Consider the following 24,802-nt stretch of genomic DNA (forward strand, 5'->3'; position numbering starts at 1 on the left):
CCTTTAAAATACATGCTATGAGCCAATTTGATTGGAAAAAATACATCAAAGTCTATAACGTACTTATCGCGGTCGTGATACTTGGACTGGCTTTTGGAGGCGGTGTTTATTATGGCTACCAAAATCGGCCGGCGGTTGAGAAGGTATTAAATGTGGTTGGACAAACTCCGCCGCCGCAGTTTCAGGATGTAGATTTTAACCTTTTTTGGGACGTCTGGTCGCGCCTTGAGGATAAGTTTGTAGATCGGGCAAAGATTAACCGTCAAGATTTAGTTTATGGCGCTATCTCTGGACTGGTAAAAGCGTTAAAGGATCCGCACAGCGAATTTTTGCCTCCGGCCCAAACCAAACAATTCCAGGAAGATATTAAAGGATCTTTTGACGGCATTGGAGCAGAAATTGGCATTAGGAAGAGTGTTCTTACTGTTGTTGCGCCCCTTAAAGGAATGCCGGCAGAAAAAGCCGGACTCAGGGCCGCAGACAAGATTTTGAAAATTGACGACACCCTCACTGCAGACTTGACTTTGGATGAAGCTGTGCGTTTGATTCGCGGCCCCAAGGGCACGGAGGTAAAACTTCTTATTTTGAGGGATTCTTTTGAGCAACCTAAAGAGTTTAAAATTACCCGCGACACTATCCGGGTGCAGATTGTTGAGACCGAAAGAAAACCAGACGGGATATTTGTTATTAAGTTGAATCATTTTACCGAGGGGGCGGCGTTTGAGTTCAGAAAAGCAGTAAAAGAATTTTACGAGACAGATTCTAAAAAGTTAGTTCTGGATCTTCGTAACAACCCCGGGGGTTTTCTGGCGGTGTCCATAGACATCGCCAGCTGGTTTGTACCGGCTGGAGAAGTCGTGGCGCGGGAAAGATTTGCCGATGGATCAGAAGAAATTTATCGCTCTACCGGCTATCGTTTATTTGAGAAGGTGCCGATGGCGGTTTTGGTAAATGAGGGTTCGGCTTCAGCTTCGGAAATTGTAGCCGGGGCAGTGCGTGATATTCGCGGAGTAAAATTGGTGGGCACTAAAACTTTTGGAAAGGGGTCAGTGCAGGAAATATTATCACTTCCCGGCAAATCTTCTTTAAAAATCACTATTGCTAAGTGGTTGACACCAAAAGGCGAGGAAATAAACGGTACGGGGCTGGAGCCTGATATCAAGGTGGAGCTGCCCAAGGATCGGGAGTTGAAAGAAGGCGAGGATCCGATAATGGAGAAGGGGATTGAGGTATTGAAAGGGTTATAAAAACCAGGTATCGCGTGCGATACCTGATCAGTTTATCCCCGCACCTTCCCAGAAAACCACGTAGCTTGGGAAGTCAGACTTCCCTTGCTGCGGGGACGAAGGGACGTCATAAAAATCCTTCCTGCGGGATTTAGTGCCTCGTAGAAGGGTGTGGGGATTTATTTATCGCTCGGCCTGCAACCACTTTCTTGAAGGAATTCTTTGTATCCTTGGGCAATTCCTTTTGAAATTGCTTCCAGAACTTTGCTATCCCGTCTGTGATGAGGAGTATCTGGTACTGCCTCCTTCAAAAAGGTTTTTAAACCCTCTGTTAGCCCTCTTTGAATGGTAAAGCTAACAGCTGAACCAAACGGCACAGTCCAGTAACGTCCACTGAATGCCTCACTAAACAATCCAGAAAGAGCCTCTCTGGTACCAGCTTCTATCGCTTTCTCAACAGTCTCTATAAACCATATACGGTTGTCCCGATCCGCGCTATGGCGAGGAGCTTGATTCAAAAATTCAACAAGTCCCTGTGCTATACCGGCAACGATTTCTTCCCGGGTTGGTTCCATAACTCTTCTCCTCCGTAGGATTGAAGCCCGGAGTAATTATAACATAGATTATTTTACTCAGCAAGTTTTATTTTTCCCCTGCGTACTTGTTGTTCAATCCAGAGGGAAATATTTTTATGAGGGAGAAGAGCCGCTGGAATTATAGTGCATTTGCAATCGGCCAAAAATTCTTTGATGGCCACCTCTCTGCCATCGGATGCAAGTAAATAGGGGACCACAATAACCCCCCTTCCCGCTTTTTGTTCTTGCCGTATGCTGTCTCTGATTTTATCTATTGCCTGATTGCGGATAAAATCAGGCGCGTCATCGCGAAAAGTATGGTAGAGCACCTGTAGGTTTTTGAATTTGCTCCGCATTCTTTCGGCGTAGAGCTGAAGATCCTGCAGCCAGAGTTTATTATCTGTTTCCGAAACAGGGCCATGCGCAAGAAGCACAATACTTATATTTTCTTTATTAGAGATTGAGGCGACACGTTCTTCCAATATTGATGCAATAAGGGGATGATAGTTGATCGGGCTGGCAATGACATGGGGGACTGAAAATTCTACGCGTCTCACAATATCCATCAGCGGCTCCGTATGATCCGCATGTTCGGACGGCATTGGGTTTGAATGTTTTTTGCCGTGTTCAATCAGAAGCCCAAAAAGAATATCTGGTTCCTCCCGTATTCCAAGCACATATTCCAGTTGCCGATAAAGTTCGCTGTGAGAGGAGAGGAAAAGCGGGACCACAACAATTTTATTTACACCCTCTTTTTGAAGCGACACGATTTCTTGTTGGATTACATCAGGATCAGCCATTCCAAAAACAACCTGGCGTTTGAAATTACCCCGAGCTGCGGAAAGAGCCTTCAGCAACTCTTTATTCCAATTTTGGTTTCCACCATGTGCAAGCATCAGCACTCCAAGTTTTGGGTCATTGATTTCTTCCTGTGGTTTTACACAACCTGACAGTAAGGTTAGTATAAGTAAAGTAAAAACAAGGAGACCGCCTATACTACTAGTTGCTGCAATTTTGTATTTGCCCATCGCCCAGCCTTATTTTTAGGTACCATCAAGACTATACAATAAATCCCCCCACCTTCCCAGCGGGGTATTGGACCCTGCGGGAAGGATTTCTACGGCGCCCATTCATCTCCGCAGTCCAGCCTTCGCAGTGTGAGCTGGCTGCTTCGGCGGAGTGGACCAAGCTGCGGGGTATTCTCGGAAGGTGGGGGGATAAAACAGGTGAAAATAAAAATCAGAGGTTTGGTTCAGAGAATCTTTTGTTGAGAGTGAGTAAGAAAATTTGCAAAAATTAGTGGAATGGTGTAGAAAGGGGACTGAATGGTCGAGTGTTAAATAAATTGAAACAGAGTGGAAAGAAGCCAGCGGAGAATTTTCTGTCTTTGAAATTAAATCATGAAAACCATTATTCTTGCCTCGACGTCTTTGCGCAGAAAAGAGTTTCTGGAAAAATTGGGCCTGAAGTTTAAAGTGGTAGAAAGCGGCTATAAGGAAAATATGAATTTACCGCTTTCGCCACCAAGTCTGGCAAGATTTTTATCTAAAGAAAAAGCGCGGGCCGTTATTAAAAGATTCCCGCAATCACTGGTGATTGCGGCTGATACAGTCGTGGTTTGTCGGGGCCAGATAATAGGCAAGCCGCGGACCAAAAAAGAAGCCGTACGGATGCTGCGACTTTTGAGTGGAAGGTATAACTTCGTGTTTACCGGATTTACCGTGATAGATGGCGCTAAGCAGAAAACCGTCACACGTGTAGTTAAGACAAAGGTGTATTTTAGGAAACTTGCTCCCAGCGAAATCAAAGCTTACGTGCGTTCTGGAGAACCGTTTGGCAAGGCGGGCGCGTATGCCATTCAGGGACTGGGCGCCATTTTTATTAAAAAAATAGAAGGAGACTACTCTAATGTTGTTGGTCTACCGCTTCATGTCTTATCTGCGGTGCTTAAGAAATTTAACGTTTCAATTTTATGAAAGTATTGCTTCTACAAGATATCACGACTTTGGGTAAAAAAAATGACGTGAAAGACGTGAGCGATGGTTACGCTCGCAATTTTTTATTCCCCAGAAATCTGGCTAAGCCAGCAACCGAGGCGGCGCTTAAGAACCTTGTCCAGCAAAAAGTCCGGGAAGAGCACGAAAAATCCGAGGAATATCAGAAATATAAAGCACTTGTGGATAAACTTAAGTCGCTCACTCTTTCTTTCAGGGTTAGGATAGGAGAGAAAGGAAGAGCGTATGGCTCTGTTACAGCAGTAAAAATTCGTGATGCGTTGAAAAAGCAGGGGATTGAAGTTAATAAGGAGTGGGTTTTATTAGAGGAGCCGATTAAAACTGCAGAAGAGAAAGTAGTTAGAATAAAACTTCCGCAAGAGTTCAAAGGAGGGGTTAAAATAATAGTAGAAGCTGAATAAAAAATGGCGCGTTATATATTTGTATGCGGCGGGGTAATGTCAGGTATTGGAAAGGGAATAGCGGTTGCCTCTATAGGCCGCATTCTCAAAAGCCGTGGTTTTCGCGTCACTGCCGTTAAAATTGATCCTTATTTAAATGTAGATGCCGGCACTATGAACCCCGTAGAACACGGGGAAGTTTTTGTAACCGAAGACGGCATGGAATGTGATCAGGACATCGGCAATTACGAGCGGTTTCTTGATGAAAATATTTCCCGCGAAAACTATATGACTTCCGGTTCGGTTTATCAGGCCGTGATTGAACGTGAAAGAAATCTTGAGTACGGAGGCAAATGTGTGCAGGTTGTGCCCCACATTCCGCATGAGGTAATACGGCGTCTGGAGCGCGCCGCCAAAAAAGCAAGGGCCGATTTTACGGTAATTGAAATCGGCGGAACAGTAGGAGAGTATGAAAACATTCTTTTTTTGGAAGCGGCGCGGATGATGCACCTTTCGCGGCCCCAAGATGTTCTTTTTGTTTTGGTATCTTACCTTCCGATACCGGCAATGATTGGCGAGATGAAGACCAAGCCCACCCAACACGCGGTGCGTGCCATGAATGCCGCAGGAATTCAGCCGGATATTATTATTGCGCGTTCCGTTGTGCCTATGGATGATCCGCGAAAAAAGAAGCTGGCTGTATTTTGTAACGTAAGTGAGGAGGATATTATTTCCGCGCCCGACGTTAAAGTTATCTATGATGTGCCGGTAAATTTTGAAAAAGACCACCTAGGCGACAGAATTTTAGACAAATTCAGTCTTAAAGCACGTAGGCGCGACCTTGGTGAATGGAAAAATTTTATTCAACGCACTCACAGATTTAGAAAGCCGGTGCGAATTGGCATTGTGGGTAAATACTTTGGCACCGGAGTTTTTACTCTTGCCGATTCGTATATTTCGGTGATTGAGGCTATAAAACACGCAAGTTGGAGTTTAGGATTTGCTCCCGAAATATCTTGGCTTAATGCCGAGACCTATGAAAAAAACCGGCGCGCTCTTAGTGAACTTAAATCCTATGGAGGAATTATTGTGCCGGGCGGATTTGGAAGCAGGGGAGTGGAGGGCAAGATTAAAACTATAGAGTTTTGTCGTAAAAATAAAATCCCATTTTTGGGACTCTGTTACGGCCTCCAGCTTGCGGTAATTGAGTTTGCGCGCAACGTCTGCAAACTGCGCGGGGCGCATACCACCGAAGTAAACCCAAAAACCAAATATCCGGTAATCCACACCCTACCGGAACAATTGGTAAATATTCGCGAAAAAAGAATGGGTGGATCAATGAGGTTGGGTGCCTACACCTGTGAGTTGAAGCCGGGCACAATGGGATTTGACGCATATGCAACTAAGTTGATTACGGAGCGGCACCGTCACCGCTACGAGGTAAATAACGACCATCGTGAGATTTTGGAAAAGAGGGGAATGGTATTTTCCGGTATTAATCCGGAACGGAATCTGGTTGAAATTATTGAATTGTCCGCCAAAGGCGGATCCGCCTCGGGCGGAAAAAATCACCCCTTTTTTATGGGTACCCAGTTTCATCCCGAGTTTAAATCCCGGCCCCTGAAACCACACCCGCTGTTTAAGGGGTTTATACGGGCCGCGACAAAAACGAGAGTGTAAGAGCGCTTTTTAGGATCCGGTTACAGTTACGACCTTGATACGTTTTTGAGACCCGTCAAAGCGGGTTTTTCTTTTTTCCAAGAATTTGACAATTCCTTTCCGGAGTGCAAATAATGTATCATCTCCACCTCGTTTTACACCTTCACCCGCATAGAATTTTGTGCCTCTTTGCCGGATTAAAATAGCCCCGGGTTTTACCCGTTCTCCACCGTATTTTTTAACTCCTAAGTATTTGGGTTGGGAATCGCGGCCAAATTTGCCGGCTCCCGCGGATTTGGTATGTGCCATATTGGTTTTAAGTTCTAGGTTGTAAGTTTAAGTTTTAAGTTGGTAGTTAAAGTTTTTACTTGAACATTAAACCTTAAACACAAACTTAGAACTTACAACCCCAAACTAAAAACATGTTATCAAAGTATATTTTAAAAGTCAAGAACTGGGTAGAGGTAAACACGTCCGACCTCTACGTCGCTGCCCTGATTTTTCTCGTGAGCTTGGCGAGCTTCGGTTTGGGCCGCCTTTCGGTTTTGTGGCCGCAAAAAGAACCCATTACAATAACCAATAACTACGAACCAGTAGTTAGTAAACCGACTGGCGCCGGCGCATCCCAAGGAGTTGCTTCTACAGGTCTTTCCGTAAAAGGAAAATATGTTGCCTCCAAATCCGGCACCGCTTACCACTACCCGTGGTGTCCCGGAGCATTAAAAATCAAAGAAGAAAACAAAATTTGGTTTGACACCAAAGAAGAAGCGGAAAAAGCGGGGTATAAGCCGGCAGGAAATTGCGAAGGGCTATGAAAACTTGACAGAAATTGAGATTTTTGATATGGGTAAAAATACCCCAAAAAGGAGGGGGTATCATGACTCTGGAGGAACTTAAAAGCGGTCTTCAAGAGATAGTGGAGAAACTGAAAGCAATAGGGCAGTTGGTGGGTGGAACACAGGACTTCGAGGGTTTTGAAGAGGAGTTTGAGGAGGGGGTCAGGATTACCGTGACCATCAAAATCGCTCTTTTATTTGCAGAGTATTTTGGGGTTGACGCAGAAACCTTGGCTAAATTTTTAAACCGGAACTAACCCTTCCGGTTTTCTAATTTTCATGCTAAGTATAGAGTGGTACCTTTATTTTTGGGAGGAAGGATGCAGGATGTAGACACTATAGGTCTGACTGGTGGTCCTTGTGCCGGAAAAACTACAGGTAAAAACTATGTTGCCGAAAAACTTTCCGATTACGGCTATGGTGTAATTATAGTGCCGGAAGCCGCCACCGAACTTTTTATGAGCGGAGTAAGAATTCATGGTCCCTCGGGTGTGGGTGTTTTTAACTTTCAGAAGCAGATAATTGAACGCCAAATAGAGAACGAAAACAGGTATCGCCACTGGGCAGGCCTTTTACCCAGTCCCAAACGTCTTGTGATTTGTGACCGTGGTGTTATGGATTGTGGGGCTTATATGGATGCTGGAGAATTTGCGGCCTTGGTTGAGAGTATGGGCTGGAATGTTGCCAGGTTTCTGGCGCGCTATAAGGGTGTTTTCCATCTTGTTACGGCGGCAGACGGCGCCGAGGCTTTTTATACCACCGTCAATAATCCGGCCCGTAGAGAAACTCCGGAAGAGGCCCGGGTTGCAGACCGTCTGACCCAGGAGGTATGGGTTGGCCACCAGCATTTAAGGGTTGTTGATAATTCTACTGATTTTGAAGGCAAAATGCGTCGGCTCCTTGCTGCTATTTGCCGCGTCATAGGAATACCGGCACCGCTGGAGATAGAACGACGCTTTTTAGTGGAATCACCCAATATTTCCAATATCATAACCTCCGGCATCAAAGTTGTAGGTGTTTTTATTGAACAGAGGTACCTCAAGAGCGAAACCGATCTGATACGCCGGATTCGCAAGCGCGGGCAGGAAGGCCATTTTGTCTATTATCAAACTGAAAAGCGCGAAATTAAGCCCGGTGTTCGTGCCGAAACCGAAAAAGAAATAGGGCCTCTGGAATACTTGCGACTTTCTAGGGAAGCATGCGATTCAGCGTTTGACGTAATTGAGAAACGCCGCTACTGTTTTTTGTGGAGAGGCCAGTATTTTGAGCTTGATATTTTTGAAAAACCAAAACGACTAGCGGGCTTAACCATATTAGAGATTGAGCTAACAGAGGAAAATGATAAAATAGATATTCCCCCTTTCTTGAAGGTAATAACGGAGATAACACAGGATACCAGTTTTTCTAATAGAGAATTGGCGCGAAGGCCAAGTTAAAATTGTTCCACCGGAAGATTGTCTTCCGGTTTTTTGATTTTCTGGTAAGATGCCGTAAGAACCACGTATTCTTTGGAAACCGTGCGGCTATTCTCAACCGCAAGCCGTATTTCTTCCGGGATTTCTTTTAGCACGCGGCGAAGTTTTACTTCGTCCGCCTTCAAGATTTCTCCCCATTTTCCAAGAGGGGAGAGGAGCTCCCGGATTTTTGTCCAATCATAATCATAACGCTGTACAGTTTTTTGAGAGAGTACGCCTTCTTCCCCAAAGACGCGTGTTAAACCGCTGCTCGCCATGTAGGTTTTGATCTGTTTTTGCAGCTCTTCAATCCGGTTTTCATTTTGTTGAGAGGCCTTTTTCAGCTCAAAGTACTCTTTTAAAATCGTTTGTATGTTGTCGGTTTTTTGTTGTTTGTTGCGGTAAAGATGCCGCCAAGCCGGACACATAGGTTTATACCCGCACCAGTCGCAAAGTGGCCCAGGCATTGGTTCAAATTCTTTTCCGGAGCTAAGGCGTCCTTGAATCTCACCTATTGTTTTCAAAATATGATTTTTTGTCTTCTCTGTAGTTTCAGTCGTAGCTTTGGTGGAGAGTTTTTCGCCGTGTTTTAAGAAATATAGGCTTAGTTTTATATCCTCCGCATTTATATGCGGCCAGCGTTTTTGCAGCCCCAGAGAATATAATGAAAGTTGCAGGTCGCGGTTAAGCATCTCCTGAGAAGGCATGCGCTTGGAGGTTTTATAGTCAATTATTTCGTACTGACCGTCGGAGAGTTTATCTACACGGTCTATTTTCCCCGCCAAGATATGGGACTCTCCGGTTTTATTGTCAGCCAGCACTACTTCAAAACGAGATTCAAGATCAAGCACCATATAGTTCCACGGCGCATTTTTCTCGTAAAATTTTTTGAGCATTCGGACGCCGCTTTCAAAATAAATTTTTTCTTCTTCATCCGACCACGATCTCTTTAGCGGATCATGTCCTGCCTCTTTTTCAAAAACTTCACGCGCTGGCCAGTGCTCTCGAAAATAGGCCGTCACCTCATCCAGGGTAGGGAAGAGGGGATCGCGTGAAAACATAAATTTCAGCGTATCGTGAATGAGCGTGCCAAAAAGCGCTTCCCGCGATTTAGGAACCCGTATCCGGTCAATTTCCTGAAGTTTGTATTTTTGTGGGCACTGTAGATATGTTTCTATTGCGGAGTAGGAAGTGCGCATGTTATATAAACTATAGCTTGAGAGTTTTTTGAAAACAAGGAGGTTGGGTATGCGCCACCTTTACTTTGCCACCCAAAGAGAGAGTAAGGTTAATTCGCTTAAACGTGAGCTGGAACGGCTTCCTAATTGGGGAGTTCTTACCATACCATTTGATGTGCCTGAGCCTCGCGGTGAGAATGTTAAAGAAATTGCTCTTGCCAAAGTAGGATATGCACAAAAATTTATTACTAAAACAGGCGTAATTGCGCTTGATGCCGGCTTTTATATTGATGCGCTTGACGGTTTTCCCGGAGCAATGGTTAATCACATACTCAAAAATACGACTTTGGGCGTTGAGGCTTTTCTGAAACTCATGTGTGGTGTAAAAACACGCAGCTGTCGTTTTACGGAATGTCTTGCTTTTCTTGACCCTAAACTTACCCGCAGGCCCATCTGTTTTGAAGCGGAGATACCGGGGACTTTGGCCGAAGAGCAAAGAGGGGATTTCCGCCCCGATCAGCACTGGTCCCAGCTGGCCACTATTTTTATTCCCAAAAATGAATCCAAAACTCTGGCCGAAATGTCTGAGGCCGAATATGAAAAATGGAGAACAATAAGAGAAAAATCGGCGATGAAACTTTTTGTAGACTGGCTTTCGCAATTTTAATCTTGACTTTGTTGCAACCCCCGTGTTAGAATATAAGTCAGCCTAAGGAAAGGAGCATGCAGATGGCGAGCCCCAAAGAATATCTGCAAGGACAGGTTATTGAACGTCGTGATCTTACTCCGGATCTAATGATTATGAAATTTGCGCTTGCGTACCCTTTGCAGTTTATACCCGGCCAATACTGCACTTTGGAGATTGATGGCACGGCGCGACCTTACTCTATTGTATCAGCACCGCATGAGTCGTATCTTGAACTTTTCTTTGAGCTTGTACCGGAAAAATTCCGAACCGAAAAGTCCCTGACCCCACGCATCTGGAAACTTAAAGTAGGGGATACGATTTCTTTTTGGCCAAAAGCCAAAGGAGCGTTCGTACTTGATGAAAGTTATGATACGCAAGTTATGGTAGCGACAGTAACTGGTGTTGCGCCCTATGTCAGTATGATTCGTACCTATCGTCATGGCGGTTACTATCACCGTTACTGGCCGCCGAGAGGATGGGGTTGGTTTATACTACAGGGCGCAAGTTATCAGGATGAGTTTGGGTATTTGGATGAACTGCGTCAGTATCATGACAAAGGCTGGATCTTTTATGTACCTACGGTTAGCCGTCCCCAAGAAGAACGTAATCATGGTTGGCTTGGTCAAACCGGTAGAGTAAATGCTATTATGCCTGAGCTGTTTCGTAACCTTTTCATTGAAGCTAATCGGAGAACTGTTTGTTACCTTTGTGGTAATGAAGGTATGGTGCAGGTTTTGGGCAACAAAAAATCAAGGGCCGATAAGCCACGTGGCTGGCTTTTCACCACAGCGGGTTTTAGCGAGAAAGAAGTGAAAGAAGAGATATTTTTCTAGTGAATTGGGTTGCGTTATCTTTTGGTATACTGATTTTTATCTCTTTGGAGAGTCTGTTTCTCCTGAAAACCAATTTTACTCCGACCTCTTTTACCACGGGTACAATTAGCGCTTTAGTCCTCGGTATTTTTATGTGGTTTGTTTGGGAACTTGGAGTACAGATTTTAAGTAAACACAGAAAGTGCGCGGAATGCGGAGACATGTTTCGCTCTGGAGAAGAAGTAAGGATCAGATACTTTGCAACAAATGCCAGGATTTTATTGATGCTAGGCATGCACAGAACCGATAGGAAATCACCTATCGGTTTTTTAGTTAGGGGACTGTGGATAAGTATGTTTGGTGTTTATGATTTTATTATAATAAACTGAGTATAATATCCCTACTGCTCAGTTTTGTTTTAGAGCAAAGACTGAACAATGGGGATGTCCAAGACTTATGTCACTTCCCTATCTAGATGACTTTCTTCTATCAATAAAAACCAATAATTACTCTCCAGAAACTCTGTATAATTATGAACGGGATTTAAAAGTATTTGAGCGGTTTCTTAAGGACGATACACAAACTCCCTTCCAAAAGACGTCCAAGCGAACCGTTGAACTATACAAGGCCTATTTATCTTCTCGTGACCGACGAACAGCACGGGGTGAGAAAAACGCTATAAAACTCTCAGCCGGCTCTATAAATCGCGCCTTGTCCAGTCTCCGTAGATATCTCAAATATCTGGTTGAGGTTGACCTTAAGGTCCCTCTTGCGCCCGAAGCTGTAAAATTAGTTAAAACACCTAAAAAGCATCCGCGGGTTGCTGAATTTGAAGCGTTGGTACAGCTGATTGAATCCCCTACCAAATTTGAAAAGATAACAGAAATAGCGTTTAGAAATCGAGCCATGCTGGAGACTCTTTTTGCAACAGGTATGCGTATCTCCGAGCTAATTTCATTAAATAGAGATCAGATAGATAAAACTGGCAGAATTTTTATTCGCGGCAAGGGCAAAAAAGAGCGATTCGTATATTTGACCGACCGCGCCAAAAAACATATTTGGGGGTACTTATCGGTGCGTAACGATAGCCACCCGGCATTATTTATCCCCTATCGCGGCCGCAACGCAGGAAAGTCTGCCACCCGTATATCGTCAAATTATCTGCAGATGAAGATAAAACAATATCGTGGGCGCCTGGAAATTAATGTCCCTACTTCCGCGCATTCATTGCGGCACGGCTTTGCCACGTATCTGGCTGAACAAGGGGCTAATCCTGCCGCTATTCAGATTTTGCTTGGTCATGAGTCTCTCCAGACCACTACTCGTTATGTACACGCTTCTGACAAGTATGCCGAGAATACACACAAGAGATTTCATCCTTTAAAATAGTTTTGACGCGCAACCCCTTACCAATTTTGCCAGATTATACAGCATGTACCCGCCATAGGCAGGAAGACAAGAAGTCAAGCGAAGCGCGTGGCCGAATAGGCCATCCCTCGATGGACGAAGCGCTTCGCCTCCCACGATCTCGCAAAATTGGTGACGGGGTTCTACAAATAGAATCTCGGCAGCTTGGGAAGTCAGACTTCCCTTGCTGCCGAGAAGTTCAAATTAGAAATTATGAAGTTATTCTCCCAATGCCTTTGACACCTGTTCCAGTAAATCCACAATCACCTGAAAAAAAACTTTTAATACTTTAGCCGACCAGCCGATAAATTTGGCAAGATCAATACCGGTTTCTTCCTTCACTCCCCTGCTAACTTCTTTAAGTTGCGGAGAAGATTTTTTTAGCGCTTCTTCCGGTGTCGGAATCTCAATTTGTTCATTGGGAGAAATGGGGATGGTTATATTTTTTTTAAAAAGCTCAAACCATTTATTGGGGTCAAGAAGTTCATTTACGGTTGCGGCAAATTCTTTTTTGGTCTCCTCTATTCCGAAACTTGCAAAGGGCGTAAGCGCAAGCAACATTGCCAGCGACCAAATATACAAAAGATTATTTTTACTCTTTTTTGGTTTCATAAGTATAAGAGTGGGTTGATAGAACCTCCAAAGGGCAGTAATCCGCAGGTTCCTTTGGGCCCTAAGCGTATTTCCACTGTCCGGGCGTCGTAGAGCGTAAAGTGAAGGTGCGGGCCTGTGGATAACCCAGTACTGCCCATATATCCTATTATATCACCCCTTTTGACTTCCTGGCCAGTCGTTACTTTTATAAGCGACATATGGGCATACATAGTAGCTAAGTTGTTTTTGTGGTCAAGCACTATATATTTTCCGTAAGCTCCTCTGCGGCAGTAGCGGTCAGTATCCCCTACTGCGAGCACCATGCCGCTATCGGCGGCAAGTATGGGCGTGCCGACTGACGCGCTTATATCAATACCGTTATGGAATTTATAAAAATCGCGTCCGCGTCCTCGTGTGAACGGAGTTTCGCCATATTCCTGCGAAAGAAGTCCTTCGGCCGGCCAGAGCAGAAATCTCTCGCGCCTCTGCGGCAGGGACTCGGGGTCAACCCGCTTTCTTAATTCGTTTTCCAGTTCTTCCATCTCCCGCAGAATTTCTTCTTCTTTTCGTTCGGTCTCCCGCAACAGGGCTTGATACCGCGTCTCCTGATTTTTGGTTTCCTTTAGGAGCTGGTCTTTGTCGCGCTTTACACTGTCTTGAATCTTTTTACGGTCTTGCAGCGAATCCTGCAAATTTTCCAGCTCGTCTTTTTTGTCTTCGGCCTGCGCCTTTTTGATGGTAAGTTCCTTTTGTAGAACGCGCAGATCATCCAGCGATCCTAAAATCTTTTTTTCAGTCAACGCCGCATAGTCAAGCTGTCGGAAAAAATCAGAAAGCAGACTGTTTCGTACCAGAATTTCCAGAAGAGATTGCTGCTCACTTTCCGATATGATTTGTATCAGTCCTCCCAGCCCCTGCTTAAGTTTATTTACGGCTATTTCCTTTTCCCGGATTTCAAGCTTCAGGGTGTCAATTTCTAAGCCGGCCCTTTGTATTTTTCGTTCGGTTAAAACAATGTCTCCCCTCAGCTTTTTAATGTTATTTTCAATTCGGCTAAGTTCTCCCTTAAGGGTTGTTTGGGCGCGTTTTTGAGTTACAATTTCATCGCGGTATTTTTTGGCTTCCTCTTCAAGTTTTTTAATTTCCTGATTTTTCTGCTCAATATTCTTTTGCAGCTCTTCAACGGTTGAGGCTTGTCCCGAATTAAAAAAACCAAATAAGGCGATGGCGCCGATCGCCCCCATAAGCCAAAATTTGCCCCAAAAACGAGTACCCACACCCTTATTCTACCAATACTTGACAGCTTTTAAAGGGGGTGCTATGAAGATATAGGTACTCTAAAAAGGAGGATACATAGATGAAGCGTTGGTCTGTTATTGTTGGCCTCTTGGCAATATTAGGGACTGCTGTTGTTCCTAATGCTCTTGCTGCCGAGACCGGAATTCGTATTCTGCCCACGTACGTTGACGAGGTAATAACCTCTGAATGTAATCTACGAGAGCTTGTGCAAAAGTTAGATTTCGTATTAGAGAAACGTAAGGACGGCAATGATACGTGGTATGAATTGGTAAGTAGAAGGCTGACCAGTAAAAACAGTGAGCCCAGTAATTATTTCAGAATTGAACTCAAAAACTGCATGTTGCAGTCTGCCCAAAAGAAAACGACCTATTTTCATGAGCGCGGTCAACAAATAAAGAAAGAGGTAACCTACAAGTTTATCTTGTTTTACGAAAACATGATTTTTGATGTTGATCGTAATGAAGATGGTTCTATCAATACTCTTCCAGTGATAGAAGTTACGGCATCTATAACACTTTTATGGAGAGTAGACAATCTAGAGGACCAGCTTTTTCACACGTTGGGCCCGGTTACTTTAGAAGGTGGTGTAGAGATTGCTTCCAAGGGTAGGGGTGAATACGGTTCCTACAGTAGACTTTACCCAAAACGGCCCAGCGATATTTTCTATCTTGAGATTCTTATAAGTCCGAACGCAATAAACGGCCAGCGTCTTAGAGACTAAATTTTGTAATTACGAGGTTGAACCTCGTAATTTTTTACACAAAATTTGCCCCAAAAACGAGTACCCACACCCTTATTCTACCAATACTTGACAGCTTTTAAAGGGGGTGCTACCAGTAAGAATGACTTATAGACCATCGCTTGGGAGTAGAAATGCACGAATACGAATATTTATTGAGATGCAGGCATCCTCGCGTTGAAGATATAGATACGGATCCCGACGAGACGTGTTACGAAGTCGTGCCACGTGAAGAGGAACATCCATTTGTAGTCGGAAATGTAGCTGAATTATGTGCTGATGGGGCAGCACTTTCATGGGTTGAATCCCATATAAAGCAGGAAATTGTTCGTTTCCGTGGTTGCGAATATAAACCGCAGCCCATTGTTCTTGCGAGAGTACTCAAGAGGTGGTAGTAATTACGAGGCTCAACCTCGTAATTTTTCTTTTGCGGCTTTGAGTCTCTTGAGGGCTTCCTCCCCACCCAAAATCTCCATAATATCAAATGGTCCCGGAGAGGCCTTTTTGCCGGTCAGGGCGACACGAAGGGGCCAAAGCAACCGGCCCTTATCCCCTGCCACGATTTCTTCTATAAACGCTTTTTCAAGCTCTTTTTGATTGAAGTTCGACTTCAATCGTGGAGATTGCAATAGTTCAATTGATTTGTCAAGGGAAGCGGCAATTTCCTCGTCTGTCATATCTTTCCATCTCAACAGTCCCCTATCGTACTCTGGCGCTCTGAAAAAATAATCCGTCTTCTCCTTTATCTCTGATAATTTTTTTAGGCGCGGCTGTTCAAGGGCAAGTATTTTTTCAAGATAGCTTTTTAGTTTTTTATTTTTATGGAAAAACGGTTTGGCGCGCTCGGCCAATTCTTTCAAGGAAAGTTTTCGGATATATTCACCATTCATCCACTCAAGCTTATTGATGTCAAAAATTGCCCCTGATTTCTGTACTTTTTCCAAAGAAAACTCTTTTATCAAATCTTCCCGGGACAGAACTTCTCGTTCGTCTCCGGGGTTCCACCCCAAAAGCGCCATAAAGTTAAAAAGCGCCTCTGGCAAATATCCTGCCTTGCGGTACTCTCCCACTGATGAAGCGCCGTGCCTTTTGGATAGTTTGGAACGATCGGGCCCAAGAATTAGGGGCAGATGAGCGTATTGCGGTAGATCAAATCCGAGCGCCTCAACCATAAGGAGTTGTTTTGGTGTATTGGAAATATGATCTTCGCCGCGGATTACGTGTGATATTTTCATCTCAAAATCATCCACCACCACGGCAAAATTATAAAGCGGCACGTCCGGACGTTTGGCAATAGAAAAATCGCCCAAAAGATCGGAGTCAAACGAAAGCTCTCCGCGAATAAGGTCTTTAAAAACAAGTTTCCTTCCAGCCGGGGTTTTAAAACGGATAATATAATTTGATTTAGTCTCGGTGAGCAGTTTTGTTTCTTTGGGGTCCATGGCGTGGTACTCGCATAAATGCAGAGAAGGCTTTTTGGCGGCCAGCAGCTTTTCTTTTTCTTCTTCCAGTTCCCTTTCCGAGTGGAAACAATAAAACGCCGCTCCCCGGGCCAAGAGCTTCTCTATATAGTTTTTATAGGTATCAATCCGTTCACCCTGCCTATAAGGACCGTAAGGCCCGCCGGTTTCCGGGCCTTCATCCGCTTTTATTCCCAGCCATTCAAAACTCTCAAAAATATCCTTTTCATATTTTTTGTCGGAGCGTTCCAGATCCGTGTCTTCAATACGCAATATATATTTTCCTCCGCTCTTTTTTGCGAATAAATAGTTAAAAAGCGCGGTTCGCGCCCCGCCTAAATGCAGTGGTCCTGTGGGTGAGGGTGCGTATCTGGTGCGGATTTCCATATTAATGAATCCCCAATTTTAAAATCTCCCGCGCAATAAGTTCCGCCGAGTCAATTCTGGAAAATCTTTGCGCCGATGCAGACATCTTGCGCATGAGTTCTGGGTTTCCCAGAACCTTTTTAATTTCAGCCAAAAGAACGTGCGGCGTTAAATTAGCCTGCTCAATAACCACACAGGCTCCGCTGGCGGCATATTCGTAGGCATTTTTGCGCTGATGGTCTTGCGCCGCATTTTCCAGCGGGACCAGAATGGACGGTTTGCCCCAAGCGGCTATTTCAAAAATAGATGACGCTCCTGCCCTAGAGACAATAAGGTTTGACACCAGATAAAAGTCGCGCATCTCGGTCTCATTTAGAAAGCCCAGCGGATGATAACGTTCCTTATGGCCGGATTCAAGTATTACACTTGTTTCTCCTTTTATGTCCGCAATGTTTTTGGGACCGGTCTGATGCACAATTTCAAACTCATCCGTTAGCTCTTTTAAAACCCCAAGAGTCGCATCGTTCAGTTTTTGCGCTCCCTGCGAGGCGCCAATAAATCCAACCACCGGAAACTGCGAGAAAATGCTAAAATGCTCCCGGGCTTCCTCCAACGATCCTCCCAAAATTCGTTTGCGGATTGGTATGCCGACCAGCGCAATTTTTTCTTTGGGGAAAAACGCTGCGGATGAAGCAAAAGCAATTCCTATGCGCTTGGCAAATCTTTGCGAAAAAAGATTTACTTTCCCCGGCACGGCGTCCGATTCATGAATTATCAATGGTATTCTAAAAATGGCCGCGGCTATAACCGCTGGCAGTGCGCCGTAGCCGCCCTTGGAGAAAATAATATCCGGCATCAGTAAAAACACGTTCCATACGGCCTGCCAGGTCCCCAGTATGGTTTTAAAAATATCCGTGAAATTAGCCAAAGAAAAATAATGCCGTATTTTGCCGGTGGTGATGTTGATTGATACCACCCCTTCCTCTTTTAAACTGTCGCGGCCAAAATCATCCGGCCCCATATAATATAGTTCCAGATCCAGTATCCGTTCCTCTTCGGCTATTATTTTAAGTTCCCTGATAACGGCAAGGATGGGGAAAAAATGTCCTCCGGTGCCGCCGCCTGTGAATAGTATGCGCATCTCGTTAGAAGTGTATATTTAGTGAATAAAATAAGTGGCGTTAAGACTTATGTGTATTTTGAAATGTTAAGTAATATGCCGACGCTCGCTAAAGTGATTGCCAGCGACGTGCCCCCGTAGCTTAGAAAAGGCAACGGAATACCAGTAAGGGGCAGGAGTCCTGATATAGCAGCCATGTTTATAAATGCTTGCACCATTATGCCGATGGAAAGTCCCGCCGCCAGAAGTTTGCCAAAAATATCGGGGGCACGTTTGGCAATCAAAAGCCCGCGCCAGAGAAATAAAGTAAGTAAAGCAATCAATAGCACCGAACCTAAAAAACCCATTTCTTCCGCAAAAATTGCAAAGACCGAATCGCCGATGGGTTCCGGAAGGTAATTATATTTTTGCAGCCCCTTTCCAAATCCCAAGCCCCAAAAACCCCCGGAACCTATAGCAATCAAGGCCTGATTTATTTGGTAGCCGATTCCTTTAGGATCTAGCCCCGGATTTAAAAATACCAAAATTCGCGCCATTCGATAAGGCGTGAGTTGCACAAGCAGGTAAAACAGTATCAATCCAAACACGGAGAGGCTGGCGATCTGTGCGGATCTTCCTCCCCCGAGAAAGTATAAGATAAAAGCAGTGGCAACAATGACGCCCAGCGTGCCAATGTCAGGTTGCATCACCAAAAAAACTCCGACAATCGCTAACATCAAAGCAAAAGGTATGAGGCCGTAAGATACGCTTTTAAGCTCATCACGACGCGCATCTAACCAGCTGGCTAGATAAACAATAAAAGCCAATTTCAAAATTTCCGAGGGCTGGAAACTTAGAAATCCTACCATGAGCCATCTCCGTGCTCCTCCGGAGGAATAGGACAGCTCCGGCATAAAAAGAAGCGCAAGAAGCAGGAAAGAGACAGTCATTAAAGGCAGAGCCAGTTTTTTCCATGTCCGGTAAGGCAGATGGGAGAAAACCAAGAGGGCAAGAGTCCCTACCCCCGCGCCATATAAGAGCTGACGCAGGGTATAATAACTGGCGGTTCCGAAATTTTTCTGCGAGATTACCATGGAAGCCGAAGCCAGCACTAAAAGACCGCCTGTCAAAAGAGCAATTGTTGTATAAAATAATGGTTTATCGGCGCTTCCCGTCATGTTTTAATTTTTGTACTTCTTTTACAAATTGATCGCCTCTGTCAAACTCATTTAAAAATAAGCCAAAACTCGCCGCCCCGGGACTTAAAACAATATAATCTCCGTATTGAGCCAGCCGGTAAGCTTTTCTTACCGCATCCGACATAGACTTTGCCTCCATCGGGGTTAAACCTTGGTGCCAAGTTTTGACCTTGATAAGTTGAACGATTTTATCTGTTGCCGTACCCGGCAGAAAAATGACTATATCCGCGTTCTTTTTGATCATTGCCGCCAATCCATGAAAATCAAGTTTTTTATCTGATCCGCCGGCAATGAGAATAAGTTTACGTGGCCTTGGGGCGCGCATGCGGAACCGTTTAATAGCCGCCATGGCTGCTTCGGGTATGGTGGACGTGGTGTCGTTTATAAAATTTATGCCCTTGACCCTGCCTATATGCTTTTGTCTTCCCGGAAGCCCGCGGAAAGAGCGTAAAATCTTTTCAATTCTGCTTGGACTTATTTTAAAATGTCTAGCTACGGCAATTGCCAGAGCCGTTGACTCTCTAAATTGACTGCCGAGTTTTTTATCAACAATAAGGCGAAGGTGTTTTGGGAGTCTCGGGAATACAACATGCGAATGAGCGCTTTTTGCGAGTCCCCGTACTATTTTGTCTTTCGTATTGGCAAAGAGGTAATCTTTTTTGCCCTGAAATTTAAAGATTATACTTTTGGATTGTAAATAATCCCTGAAGCCCCTATGCCAGTTGAGGTGGTCTCGGAAGATGTTAGTGAGAACAGCAATGTGTGGACTCTTTTTTTGCCGGGCCAAGTCCTTTAGCTGAAAACTTGAGAGTTCAAGAACTACCAGATCGTTCCTTTTTAAATGCGGCAAAAAATCCAGTACCGACTTTCTGATATTGCCGCCAAGGTAAACACGCGCAAACCCCGTTTTTAAGAATTTCCAGATAAGATGGGCCGTGGTTGATTTTCCGCGGGTTCCGGTAATGCCAATGATTTTCGCCGGACAGGCGCCAAAGAAAAGTCCCATATCACTTGTTATGGGTATGCGGTGCTTCTTGGCCAGTTTTAGGTACGGAGAATTGGGCTGTACCCCGGGGTTTTTAACTATTAAATCGTGGCCTATAAAATCTTTTTTCCGATGTTTCCCCAATATATAACGGACGTTTTTAAGTCCACGGAGTTTATCCAAGGCCGGGGTTAGGATCCGGCGCGGCCTAAGATCGGTTACTGTAACTTGTGCTCCGGCCCGAGCCAAAAACTTAACCGTTCCCACTCCCCCGTCATGCAGGCCCAAACCCATTACCAGCACTCTTTTATCCCCCCACCTTCCCAGAATACCCGCAGCTTGGGAAGTCAGACTTCCCTTGCTGCGGGGATGAATGGGTGTCGTAGAAATCCTTCCCGCGGGGTCCAATACCCCGCTGGGAAGGTGGGGGGATTTATTTTTAAAGTTCGTAAATTTTGACTCTGACATTTTTATGTTTTTCTTAAAACTCTGCCCGCTCGTGCGTCCATAAATCTGCCTTCTTCAACCGCAACCTCACCGTTTATTATAACCCACTCTATTCCGGCAGGATACCGATAGGGGTTGCGGTAGCTTGCTCTATCTTTAAGCAGTTTTGGGTCAAATACGACAATATCGGCAAAGTTCCCGCTTTTTATCAGGCCGCGCTGTTTAATACCCATTTTTTTTGCCGGTCCGTAGGTAATTTTTTGTATGGCCTCTTCCGGTGATAGGACGGTCAGTTCTTTTACGAAGCGATGCCAAAAGTGCGGGAAGGCCCCAAAGGATCTTGGGTGGATAAGGTTGCCGGACTTATACTCCTCCTGTTTGTAGCCAACGCCGTCGCTGGCGATAAAAGAACTTTTGTCCCGCACTTCCAGTTCAGTATTTCTTTGAGAGACAGTCCGGCCGACAATACCAACGCGTCCGTCGTTGGCCAGCAATATATTCAATAAAGTATCTTCCGTAGATGTTCCGCCCTCCTCTGCCAGCTCCGCCAGAGTATGTCCCACCGCGGTTTTAGTGCGGGCAGAAGTTATAAGAATTTTATCATAGTGAAGCGTGTGGGTTTTTAATTCTTCTATAATACGTCTTTTGATGATCGGGTCCTTGATTCTTTCAAAAAGCTTAGTGAATCCTCCGTCGCGCGTCCAGGGCGGAAGCAAAAGATAGAGCGGAGAACCGGTAGTGGGGTAAGGTGAGACGTCAAAATTTATGTCTACTCCTGTTGCGCGGGCTTTTTCTATGAGTTCCAGCGTTTTTGGTAGAAAGGGCCACGATTTTTTACCGATGGCTTTCAGATGGCTTATTTGAACGGAGACCCCTGCTTCGCGGCCTATGCGTATGGCCTCATTAACGCTCGCCAGAATTTCTTTTCCCTCGGATCTCAAATGAATTTTTATCAGGCCGTTCTCTTGCGCAACTATCCGTGCTATGTCAACTATCTCCTCGGTTGTAGATAGCCGCTCGTGTCCGTAGGCGAGGCCCAAGGACAGTCCAAAAGCCCCCTCCTTTATCCCCTCACGCAAAAGATGCTGTTTTAGTTTTTCGCGTTCTTCAAGATTTAATAAGCGCATCTCATCCCCCAACACGCCACGTCTTAACGTGCCATAGCCAATTAATGTTCCGAAGTTAATCCCCGGATGTAATTTATTCACAGTTGAAAGAAATTCGTCCATGGTGGCCCAATCAACGCTTACTTCGGAAAGATCGGCCCATTTTTTAATGGCGTCTACAGCCGCTGGTGTTCCAAGCGGAGCAAGAGAAGTGCCGCAATTACCGCCAATGATTGTGGTTATCCCCTGCATTACCAGCGATTCCAGCAGCGGATATTTAAAAAGAGTGAGGCGGGTATCGGAATGATTGGTAATATCAATAAATCCCGGCGTTACGTATTTTCCGGAAGCGTCAATGATTGTCGTTGCATTTACGCCTCCCAGCGACCCCATTTCTTCAATGGTATCTCCGTTTATGGCTAAGTCAGTCACAAGAGGCATGTTGCCAGAACCGTCAATTATCGTGCCGGATTTGATGAGAATATCATAGGCCATGATTTTATTGTACGAAGAAAATCGGCTTGAAGCAAAGCCGAGTTTGACTCGGGAAGACCGAGTTTGACTCGGCAAAATCAAAATCCACCGAGTGATACTCGCTGGATTTTGGTTTTCCCTCCTTAAGTGGGACGGGGAGGAGAGAGTTTCTCAACTTGGCACTGCGACAAGTCGCAGTTACCAAGCTCCCGTCCCGCTTAAAAAGGGAACCAGCTGATTCTTGTCAAACATTCGATGTTTGACATTTTTCAGTTTAAGAACCTGGAAGTTTCCCTCCACCCAATTTTCCAAAATAATTTTGAAAAACTTGGTGGAAGGGGGGTTAAATGTTGCCATTTAATCCTCCCCTGGTGGGCTGAGGGCCTTTACGGGAAGGCCCAGTATAGGAGGGCAGACAGCAGAAAAAAAACCGTAATGGCGGTCGCCATAAGAATGATGGCAGCCAACGATGACCTCCAATTCTTCATAATAGACTCCCCCTTTTTTGTTTTTCTGCGCCGACCCATTCGACGCAGCATTTGAACCATAAATATTTCTAATCCAAAGGCTGCGTCGCAATATGCTAAAGAACTTTGAGGCTATTCCTCAACCAAGTTTTCTAAAAGTGTTTCTAAAAAACTTAGGTGAGGGGTGGTCTGGTAGTGGCCAGACCACCCACGATGGTTTAGTCGCCGCGCTTGCAGCCATTTCTGGCTGCCTCGCGATCCAAGATGAGGATCCAGTTGGAGGAGTTTGTACTTCTCCGGTAGACCCGGAGATAGGCCCCGGTTCCTTCCATTCTGAATTCTCTGGTAAGGGTCTGGGCGCTGAATGGTCCCAGACCGGCGACGAAAACCGCGTCCTTGTCGAGAGCCGCCACCGACAAATCCCCATTGGGGCCGGTGGCCAGCATAGCGTTTGCGACCGCAAGCTCGTCCTGAACCTCAACGAGCTTTTTCTCGGTCGTCACCTGCTTGCTGTGCTGGGCTGTCCAGCCCAACGAGAGCACGATGCCGGCGATGATCAGGACGACGATAATCAGCGATAGCCATGAGTTTATCTTGTTGCTCATGCCCTTTCTCCTTCTTTTCTGCCACCGTTAAGGGTGGCGTTTCGGTTTTTTGCACCCTAGCCAAGAATTTGGCTCGGGCGCATCAGCAAATCACTTGCTTACTCGCCCGGATCTTCCTCGTCTTCAACCAGTTCGGGGTATCCTCCCCGGTCAAAACGCGGGACGAATTCCTCCCAGATCGTAGGGAGGACCAAACACACCATGTCTGGGTCAACCGTGAAGTTGACCCCTATGATCTCTGAAATCCGCTCCGCGAGCAGCCTGCGGTCCGCCGCAGTGCCTCCCTTTATGAAAAAATGTTTATCGCCAACCGTTGTCTGGTGCCCCGGCACCAGACCGGCGATGGACCGCGCTAGCGGACAGTCCGCGATTTTCCCGCGGATGCCTCGCGGAAGTGCGTCCAGCTCCGGATGTCCAAAGGCAGCCCGGAGCTTATTTACCAGCTCCAGCACCGGACGGAGATCCGTTTTCATGGTTTATTCTCCCCCCTTTACTATAGAGGTCGGACCTCTATAGTAAGTATCTTTCAGTTTAAGAACTTGGAAGTTTCCCTCCACCCAATTTTCCAAAATAATTTTGAAAAACTTGGTGGAGGGGCTGATCCGGCAAAGGCCGGACCAGCCACCTGTTACTTCTTGGAGGCCCCTTCCCGAGCCTCCATCGCGTGGATCAGCCCCAGGATCGTGTTGATCTTGACCGCCCAGCCCATGCGCTGGGAGTTCATGATCGTGCCCTGGGCCAGGCCCACCAGCTCAAACTGCCCGTCGCGCAGGGCCACCACCGGCGTCCCGCTGTCCCCCGGGTTCAGCCCGTTGGAGACCATGAAGATGCTCCCCAGGCGCGCGATCGTGCCCAGCATCCCGGGCGGCCGGAGGTTCGACACGATCCCCTCGCGCACGTTGATCCCGGAGTTCATCGGGTTGCCGATCACGTACACGAAGTTCCCCAGCCGCAGGTCATCGCTGTTGCCGATCCGGTACGGGAAGGACGGCAGCCTGACGCGGTCCGGCACCCGGAAGATCAGCACGTCCTCCCCCTCATCCACCAGCGCCCGCTCCAGCGGGACCTCTTTTCCATTCCACTGGAGCGTCGTGAGCTCAGCAACTTTCGTTGCCGGCTCAACCAGGGTCCCAAAGGGGGTGCGGTGCTCGATCTGCTTGATGGAGGCCACGTGGTTCAGGGTTAGGATGTACTTGCCGAGCAGCACGACCCCCGTCCCCTCCATGTCCCGCTGGAGCAGCCCGCCATCCTCCCGCCGGAACTCGGCCACGGTCCGGATGGCGACCATCGACTCGACGATCCGCTCAATGGACATCTCCCGGCGGTCCAGCAGCACGTTGTTGTAGTCGTACGTGCTGGACCGTAGGGCGTTTCCGGCAGGCAGGGTTGCGCACCCTGCCACGCCGACTAAAACGGCGATGAGCAGTGCGATCCGCCTACCTACCATGACACGCCTCCTTGCTCCCTCGGGAGCTCTTATGCAGGCACTATGCCTGCCTGAAAAGATCTTTTTGAGGATCTTTTTTATTCCTCAACTGAAACCCGAACATTATTATAATGACTCCAGAGTTCGGAACTCAATTGAGGAACAGTCACGTATCCCGTATTAAGGGGCAGTGACTGCCGCCACAATGAAAATGGTTACGATAACTGCGGCAAGAAGTTCCATAGTTTTAAGTTTTAAATTATTAAATCGACCTTTTATTATTTTTGAGAGAAGGATGAAGAAGAG

26 protein-coding genes are annotated in these 24,802 nt (G+C 46.0%); 11 read left to right on the plus strand and 15 right to left on the minus strand.

Translation table 11 applies throughout. The features are described 5' to 3' along the window. Positions 1-17: 17 nt before the first annotated feature. A complete protein-coding gene (locus HYW89_04740; GenBank protein QQG45273.1) occupies positions 18-1,247 on the plus strand; it encodes a S41 family peptidase in 1,230 nt (409 codons plus the stop codon). Between the two features lie 158 nt (positions 1,248-1,405). Here HYW89_04740 and HYW89_04745 read toward each other — a convergent pair whose 3' ends face one another. Then, positions 1,406-1,801, minus strand: a complete 396-nt coding sequence (locus HYW89_04745; protein QQG45274.1) for a hypothetical protein — start codon at positions 1,799-1,801, stop codon at positions 1,406-1,408. A 53-nt stretch (positions 1,802-1,854) separates the two neighbouring features. Further along, the gene (locus HYW89_04750; GenBank protein QQG45275.1) at positions 1,855-2,829 is read right to left on the minus strand and encodes a hypothetical protein; all 975 of its coding nucleotides are present in this window, start codon (positions 2,827-2,829) and stop codon (positions 1,855-1,857) included. Between the two features lie 372 nt (positions 2,830-3,201). Here HYW89_04750 and maf point away from each other — a divergent pair, with 372 nt between their 5' ends. From maf to HYW89_04765, 3 genes are read left to right on the plus strand one after another with little or no spacing between them, the layout of a single operon-like run. Beyond that, positions 3,202-3,777 (plus strand): septum formation inhibitor Maf, encoded by a 576-nt coding sequence (gene maf, locus HYW89_04755; GenBank protein ID QQG45276.1) that lies wholly within the window; start codon positions 3,202-3,204, stop codon positions 3,775-3,777. Next, the gene (gene rplI / locus HYW89_04760; GenBank protein QQG45277.1) at positions 3,774-4,217 is read left to right on the plus strand and encodes a 50S ribosomal protein L9; all 444 of its coding nucleotides are present in this window, start codon (positions 3,774-3,776) and stop codon (positions 4,215-4,217) included. Before maf ends, rplI begins: the two co-directional genes overlap by 4 nt. A gap of 3 nt (positions 4,218-4,220) precedes the next feature. Then, positions 4,221-5,876, plus strand: a complete 1,656-nt coding sequence (locus tag HYW89_04765; GenBank protein ID QQG45278.1) for a CTP synthase — start codon at positions 4,221-4,223, stop codon at positions 5,874-5,876. Positions 5,877-5,885: 9 nt separating this feature from the next. Here the strand turns inward: HYW89_04765 and rpmA are convergent, their stop codons facing one another. Beyond that, on the minus strand, positions 5,886-6,164 hold the full coding sequence (rpmA, locus tag HYW89_04770) for a 50S ribosomal protein L27 (GenBank protein QQG45279.1): 279 nt from the start codon (positions 6,162-6,164) through the stop codon (positions 5,886-5,888). Positions 6,165-6,277: 113 nt separating this feature from the next. On the opposite strand from rpmA, the gene HYW89_04775 reads away from it, so the two are divergent. From HYW89_04775 to HYW89_04785, 3 genes are all read left to right on the plus strand, one after another. Beyond that, positions 6,278-6,670 carry a hypothetical protein gene (locus tag HYW89_04775; GenBank protein ID QQG45280.1) on the plus strand — a complete coding sequence of 131 codons (393 nt, stop codon included), beginning with the start codon at positions 6,278-6,280 and terminating at the stop codon, positions 6,668-6,670. Positions 6,671-6,732: 62 nt separating this feature from the next. After that, entirely contained in the window at positions 6,733-6,948 is a 216-nt protein-coding gene (locus HYW89_04780; protein QQG45281.1) for a hypothetical protein, read from the plus strand. 63 nt (positions 6,949-7,011) lie between these two features. Then, positions 7,012-8,127, plus strand: a complete 1,116-nt coding sequence (locus tag HYW89_04785) for an AAA family ATPase (protein ID QQG45282.1) — start codon at positions 7,012-7,014, stop codon at positions 8,125-8,127. On the opposite strand, the gene HYW89_04790 is transcribed toward HYW89_04785, so the two are convergent. Beyond that, positions 8,124-9,344 (minus strand): PD-(D/E)XK nuclease family protein, encoded by a 1,221-nt coding sequence (locus HYW89_04790; GenBank protein ID QQG45283.1) that lies wholly within the window; start codon positions 9,342-9,344, stop codon positions 8,124-8,126. The genes HYW89_04785 and HYW89_04790 overlap by 4 nt on opposite strands. Before the next feature lie 49 nt (positions 9,345-9,393). On the opposite strand from HYW89_04790, the gene HYW89_04795 reads away from it, so the two are divergent. The 3 genes from HYW89_04795 to HYW89_04805 all read left to right on the plus strand — a co-directional run bounded on the left by HYW89_04795 (position 9,394) and on the right by HYW89_04805 (position 12,212). Next, a complete protein-coding gene (locus tag HYW89_04795) occupies positions 9,394-9,990 on the plus strand; it encodes a hypothetical protein (GenBank protein QQG45284.1) in 597 nt (198 codons plus the stop codon). A 62-nt stretch (positions 9,991-10,052) separates the two neighbouring features. Continuing rightward, on the plus strand, positions 10,053-10,844 hold the full coding sequence (locus HYW89_04800) for a hypothetical protein (protein ID QQG45285.1): 792 nt from the start codon (positions 10,053-10,055) through the stop codon (positions 10,842-10,844). A gap of 435 nt (positions 10,845-11,279) precedes the next feature. Further along, the gene (locus HYW89_04805; protein ID QQG45286.1) at positions 11,280-12,212 is read left to right on the plus strand and encodes a tyrosine-type recombinase/integrase; all 933 of its coding nucleotides are present in this window, start codon (positions 11,280-11,282) and stop codon (positions 12,210-12,212) included. A 237-nt stretch (positions 12,213-12,449) separates the two neighbouring features. On the opposite strand, the gene HYW89_04810 is transcribed toward HYW89_04805, so the two are convergent. Next, positions 12,450-12,842, minus strand: coding sequence for a hypothetical protein (locus HYW89_04810; GenBank protein ID QQG45287.1), 393 nt, complete (start codon positions 12,840-12,842; stop codon positions 12,450-12,452). Further along, positions 12,839-14,101, minus strand: a complete 1,263-nt coding sequence (locus HYW89_04815) for a peptidoglycan DD-metalloendopeptidase family protein (protein ID QQG45288.1) — start codon at positions 14,099-14,101, stop codon at positions 12,839-12,841. The genes HYW89_04810 and HYW89_04815 overlap by 4 nt, the downstream gene beginning before the upstream one ends. An 80-nt stretch (positions 14,102-14,181) precedes the next feature. Between HYW89_04815 and HYW89_04820 the strand changes: the two genes are divergently transcribed. Beyond that, entirely contained in the window at positions 14,182-14,844 is a 663-nt protein-coding gene (locus HYW89_04820; protein QQG45289.1) for a hypothetical protein, read from the plus strand. Between the two features lie 425 nt (positions 14,845-15,269). On the opposite strand, the gene HYW89_04825 is transcribed toward HYW89_04820, so the two are convergent. The 9 genes from HYW89_04825 to HYW89_04865 form a co-directional block, all read right to left on the minus strand. Next, positions 15,270-16,709, minus strand: a complete 1,440-nt coding sequence (locus HYW89_04825) for a glutamate--tRNA ligase (protein ID QQG45290.1) — start codon at positions 16,707-16,709, stop codon at positions 15,270-15,272. Between the two features lies 1 nt (position 16,710). Next, on the minus strand, positions 16,711-17,829 hold the full coding sequence (locus HYW89_04830; protein ID QQG45291.1) for a UDP-N-acetylglucosamine--N-acetylmuramyl-(pentapeptide) pyrophosphoryl-undecaprenol N-acetylglucosamine transferase: 1,119 nt from the start codon (positions 17,827-17,829) through the stop codon (positions 16,711-16,713). A gap of 47 nt (positions 17,830-17,876) precedes the next feature. Next, a complete protein-coding gene (gene ftsW, locus HYW89_04835) occupies positions 17,877-18,965 on the minus strand; it encodes a putative lipid II flippase FtsW (protein QQG45292.1) in 1,089 nt (362 codons plus the stop codon). Further along, positions 18,946-20,439, minus strand: a complete 1,494-nt coding sequence (murD, locus tag HYW89_04840) for a UDP-N-acetylmuramoyl-L-alanine--D-glutamate ligase (protein ID QQG45293.1) — start codon at positions 20,437-20,439, stop codon at positions 18,946-18,948. The genes ftsW and murD overlap by 20 nt, the downstream gene beginning before the upstream one ends. Before the next feature lie 2 nt (positions 20,440-20,441). After that, positions 20,442-22,019, minus strand: coding sequence for a D-aminoacylase (locus HYW89_04845; protein ID QQG45294.1), 1,578 nt, complete (start codon positions 22,017-22,019; stop codon positions 20,442-20,444). Positions 22,020-22,196: 177 nt separating this feature from the next. Continuing rightward, positions 22,197-22,355, minus strand: coding sequence for a hypothetical protein (locus tag HYW89_04850; protein ID QQG45295.1), 159 nt, complete (start codon positions 22,353-22,355; stop codon positions 22,197-22,199). A 328-nt stretch (positions 22,356-22,683) separates the two neighbouring features. Beyond that, a complete protein-coding gene (locus tag HYW89_04855; protein QQG45296.1) occupies positions 22,684-23,070 on the minus strand; it encodes a hypothetical protein in 387 nt (128 codons plus the stop codon). Positions 23,071-23,168: 98 nt separating this feature from the next. Next, a complete protein-coding gene (locus HYW89_04860) occupies positions 23,169-23,543 on the minus strand; it encodes a hypothetical protein (protein QQG45297.1) in 375 nt (124 codons plus the stop codon). A gap of 155 nt (positions 23,544-23,698) precedes the next feature. Further along, a complete protein-coding gene (locus HYW89_04865; protein QQG45298.1) occupies positions 23,699-24,517 on the minus strand; it encodes a serine protease in 819 nt (272 codons plus the stop codon). Positions 24,518-24,802: the final 285 nt, after the last annotated feature.

Source organism: Candidatus Sungiibacteriota bacterium (assembly GCA_016432465.1).
In the GTDB taxonomy this organism is placed as follows: domain Bacteria; phylum Patescibacteriota; class Minisyncoccia; order Sungbacterales; family HO2-52-23.

Coding starts and splice junctions, on each gene's coding strand:
- murD (QQG45293.1), bottom strand. CDS start 20,439: ATGTCAGAGTCAAAATTTACGAACTTTAAAAATAAATCCCCCCACCTT.
- ftsW (QQG45292.1), bottom strand. CDS start 18,965: ATGACGGGAAGCGCCGATAAACCATTATTTTATACAACAATTGCTCTT.
- rplI (QQG45277.1), top strand. CDS start 3,774: ATGAAAGTATTGCTTCTACAAGATATCACGACTTTGGGTAAAAAAAAT.
- HYW89_04790 (QQG45283.1), bottom strand. CDS start 9,344: ATGCGCACTTCCTACTCCGCAATAGAAACATATCTACAGTGCCCACAA.
- HYW89_04825 (QQG45290.1), bottom strand. CDS start 16,709: ATGGAAATCCGCACCAGATACGCACCCTCACCCACAGGACCACTGCAT.
- HYW89_04745 (QQG45274.1), bottom strand. CDS start 1,801: ATGGAACCAACCCGGGAAGAAATCGTTGCCGGTATAGCACAGGGACTT.
- HYW89_04850 (QQG45295.1), bottom strand. CDS start 22,355: ATGGCAACATTTAACCCCCCTTCCACCAAGTTTTTCAAAATTATTTTG.
- maf (QQG45276.1), top strand. CDS start 3,202: ATGAAAACCATTATTCTTGCCTCGACGTCTTTGCGCAGAAAAGAGTTT.
- HYW89_04750 (QQG45275.1), bottom strand. CDS start 2,829: ATGGGCAAATACAAAATTGCAGCAACTAGTAGTATAGGCGGTCTCCTT.
- HYW89_04765 (QQG45278.1), top strand. CDS start 4,221: ATGGCGCGTTATATATTTGTATGCGGCGGGGTAATGTCAGGTATTGGA.
- HYW89_04865 (QQG45298.1), bottom strand. CDS start 24,517: ATGGTAGGTAGGCGGATCGCACTGCTCATCGCCGTTTTAGTCGGCGTG.
- HYW89_04800 (QQG45285.1), top strand. CDS start 10,053: ATGGCGAGCCCCAAAGAATATCTGCAAGGACAGGTTATTGAACGTCGT.
- HYW89_04775 (QQG45280.1), top strand. CDS start 6,278: ATGTTATCAAAGTATATTTTAAAAGTCAAGAACTGGGTAGAGGTAAAC.
- HYW89_04830 (QQG45291.1), bottom strand. CDS start 17,829: ATGCGCATACTATTCACAGGCGGCGGCACCGGAGGACATTTTTTCCCC.
- rpmA (QQG45279.1), bottom strand. CDS start 6,164: ATGGCACATACCAAATCCGCGGGAGCCGGCAAATTTGGCCGCGATTCC.
- HYW89_04860 (QQG45297.1), bottom strand. CDS start 23,543: ATGAAAACGGATCTCCGTCCGGTGCTGGAGCTGGTAAATAAGCTCCGG.
- HYW89_04845 (QQG45294.1), bottom strand. CDS start 22,019: ATGGCCTATGATATTCTCATCAAATCCGGCACGATAATTGACGGTTCT.
- HYW89_04820 (QQG45289.1), top strand. CDS start 14,182: ATGAAGCGTTGGTCTGTTATTGTTGGCCTCTTGGCAATATTAGGGACT.
- HYW89_04740 (QQG45273.1), top strand. CDS start 18: ATGAGCCAATTTGATTGGAAAAAATACATCAAAGTCTATAACGTACTT.
- HYW89_04780 (QQG45281.1), top strand. CDS start 6,733: ATGACTCTGGAGGAACTTAAAAGCGGTCTTCAAGAGATAGTGGAGAAA.
- HYW89_04785 (QQG45282.1), top strand. CDS start 7,012: ATGCAGGATGTAGACACTATAGGTCTGACTGGTGGTCCTTGTGCCGGA.
- HYW89_04855 (QQG45296.1), bottom strand. CDS start 23,070: ATGAGCAACAAGATAAACTCATGGCTATCGCTGATTATCGTCGTCCTG.
- HYW89_04805 (QQG45286.1), top strand. CDS start 11,280: ATGTCACTTCCCTATCTAGATGACTTTCTTCTATCAATAAAAACCAAT.
- HYW89_04810 (QQG45287.1), bottom strand. CDS start 12,842: ATGAAACCAAAAAAGAGTAAAAATAATCTTTTGTATATTTGGTCGCTG.
- HYW89_04795 (QQG45284.1), top strand. CDS start 9,394: ATGCGCCACCTTTACTTTGCCACCCAAAGAGAGAGTAAGGTTAATTCG.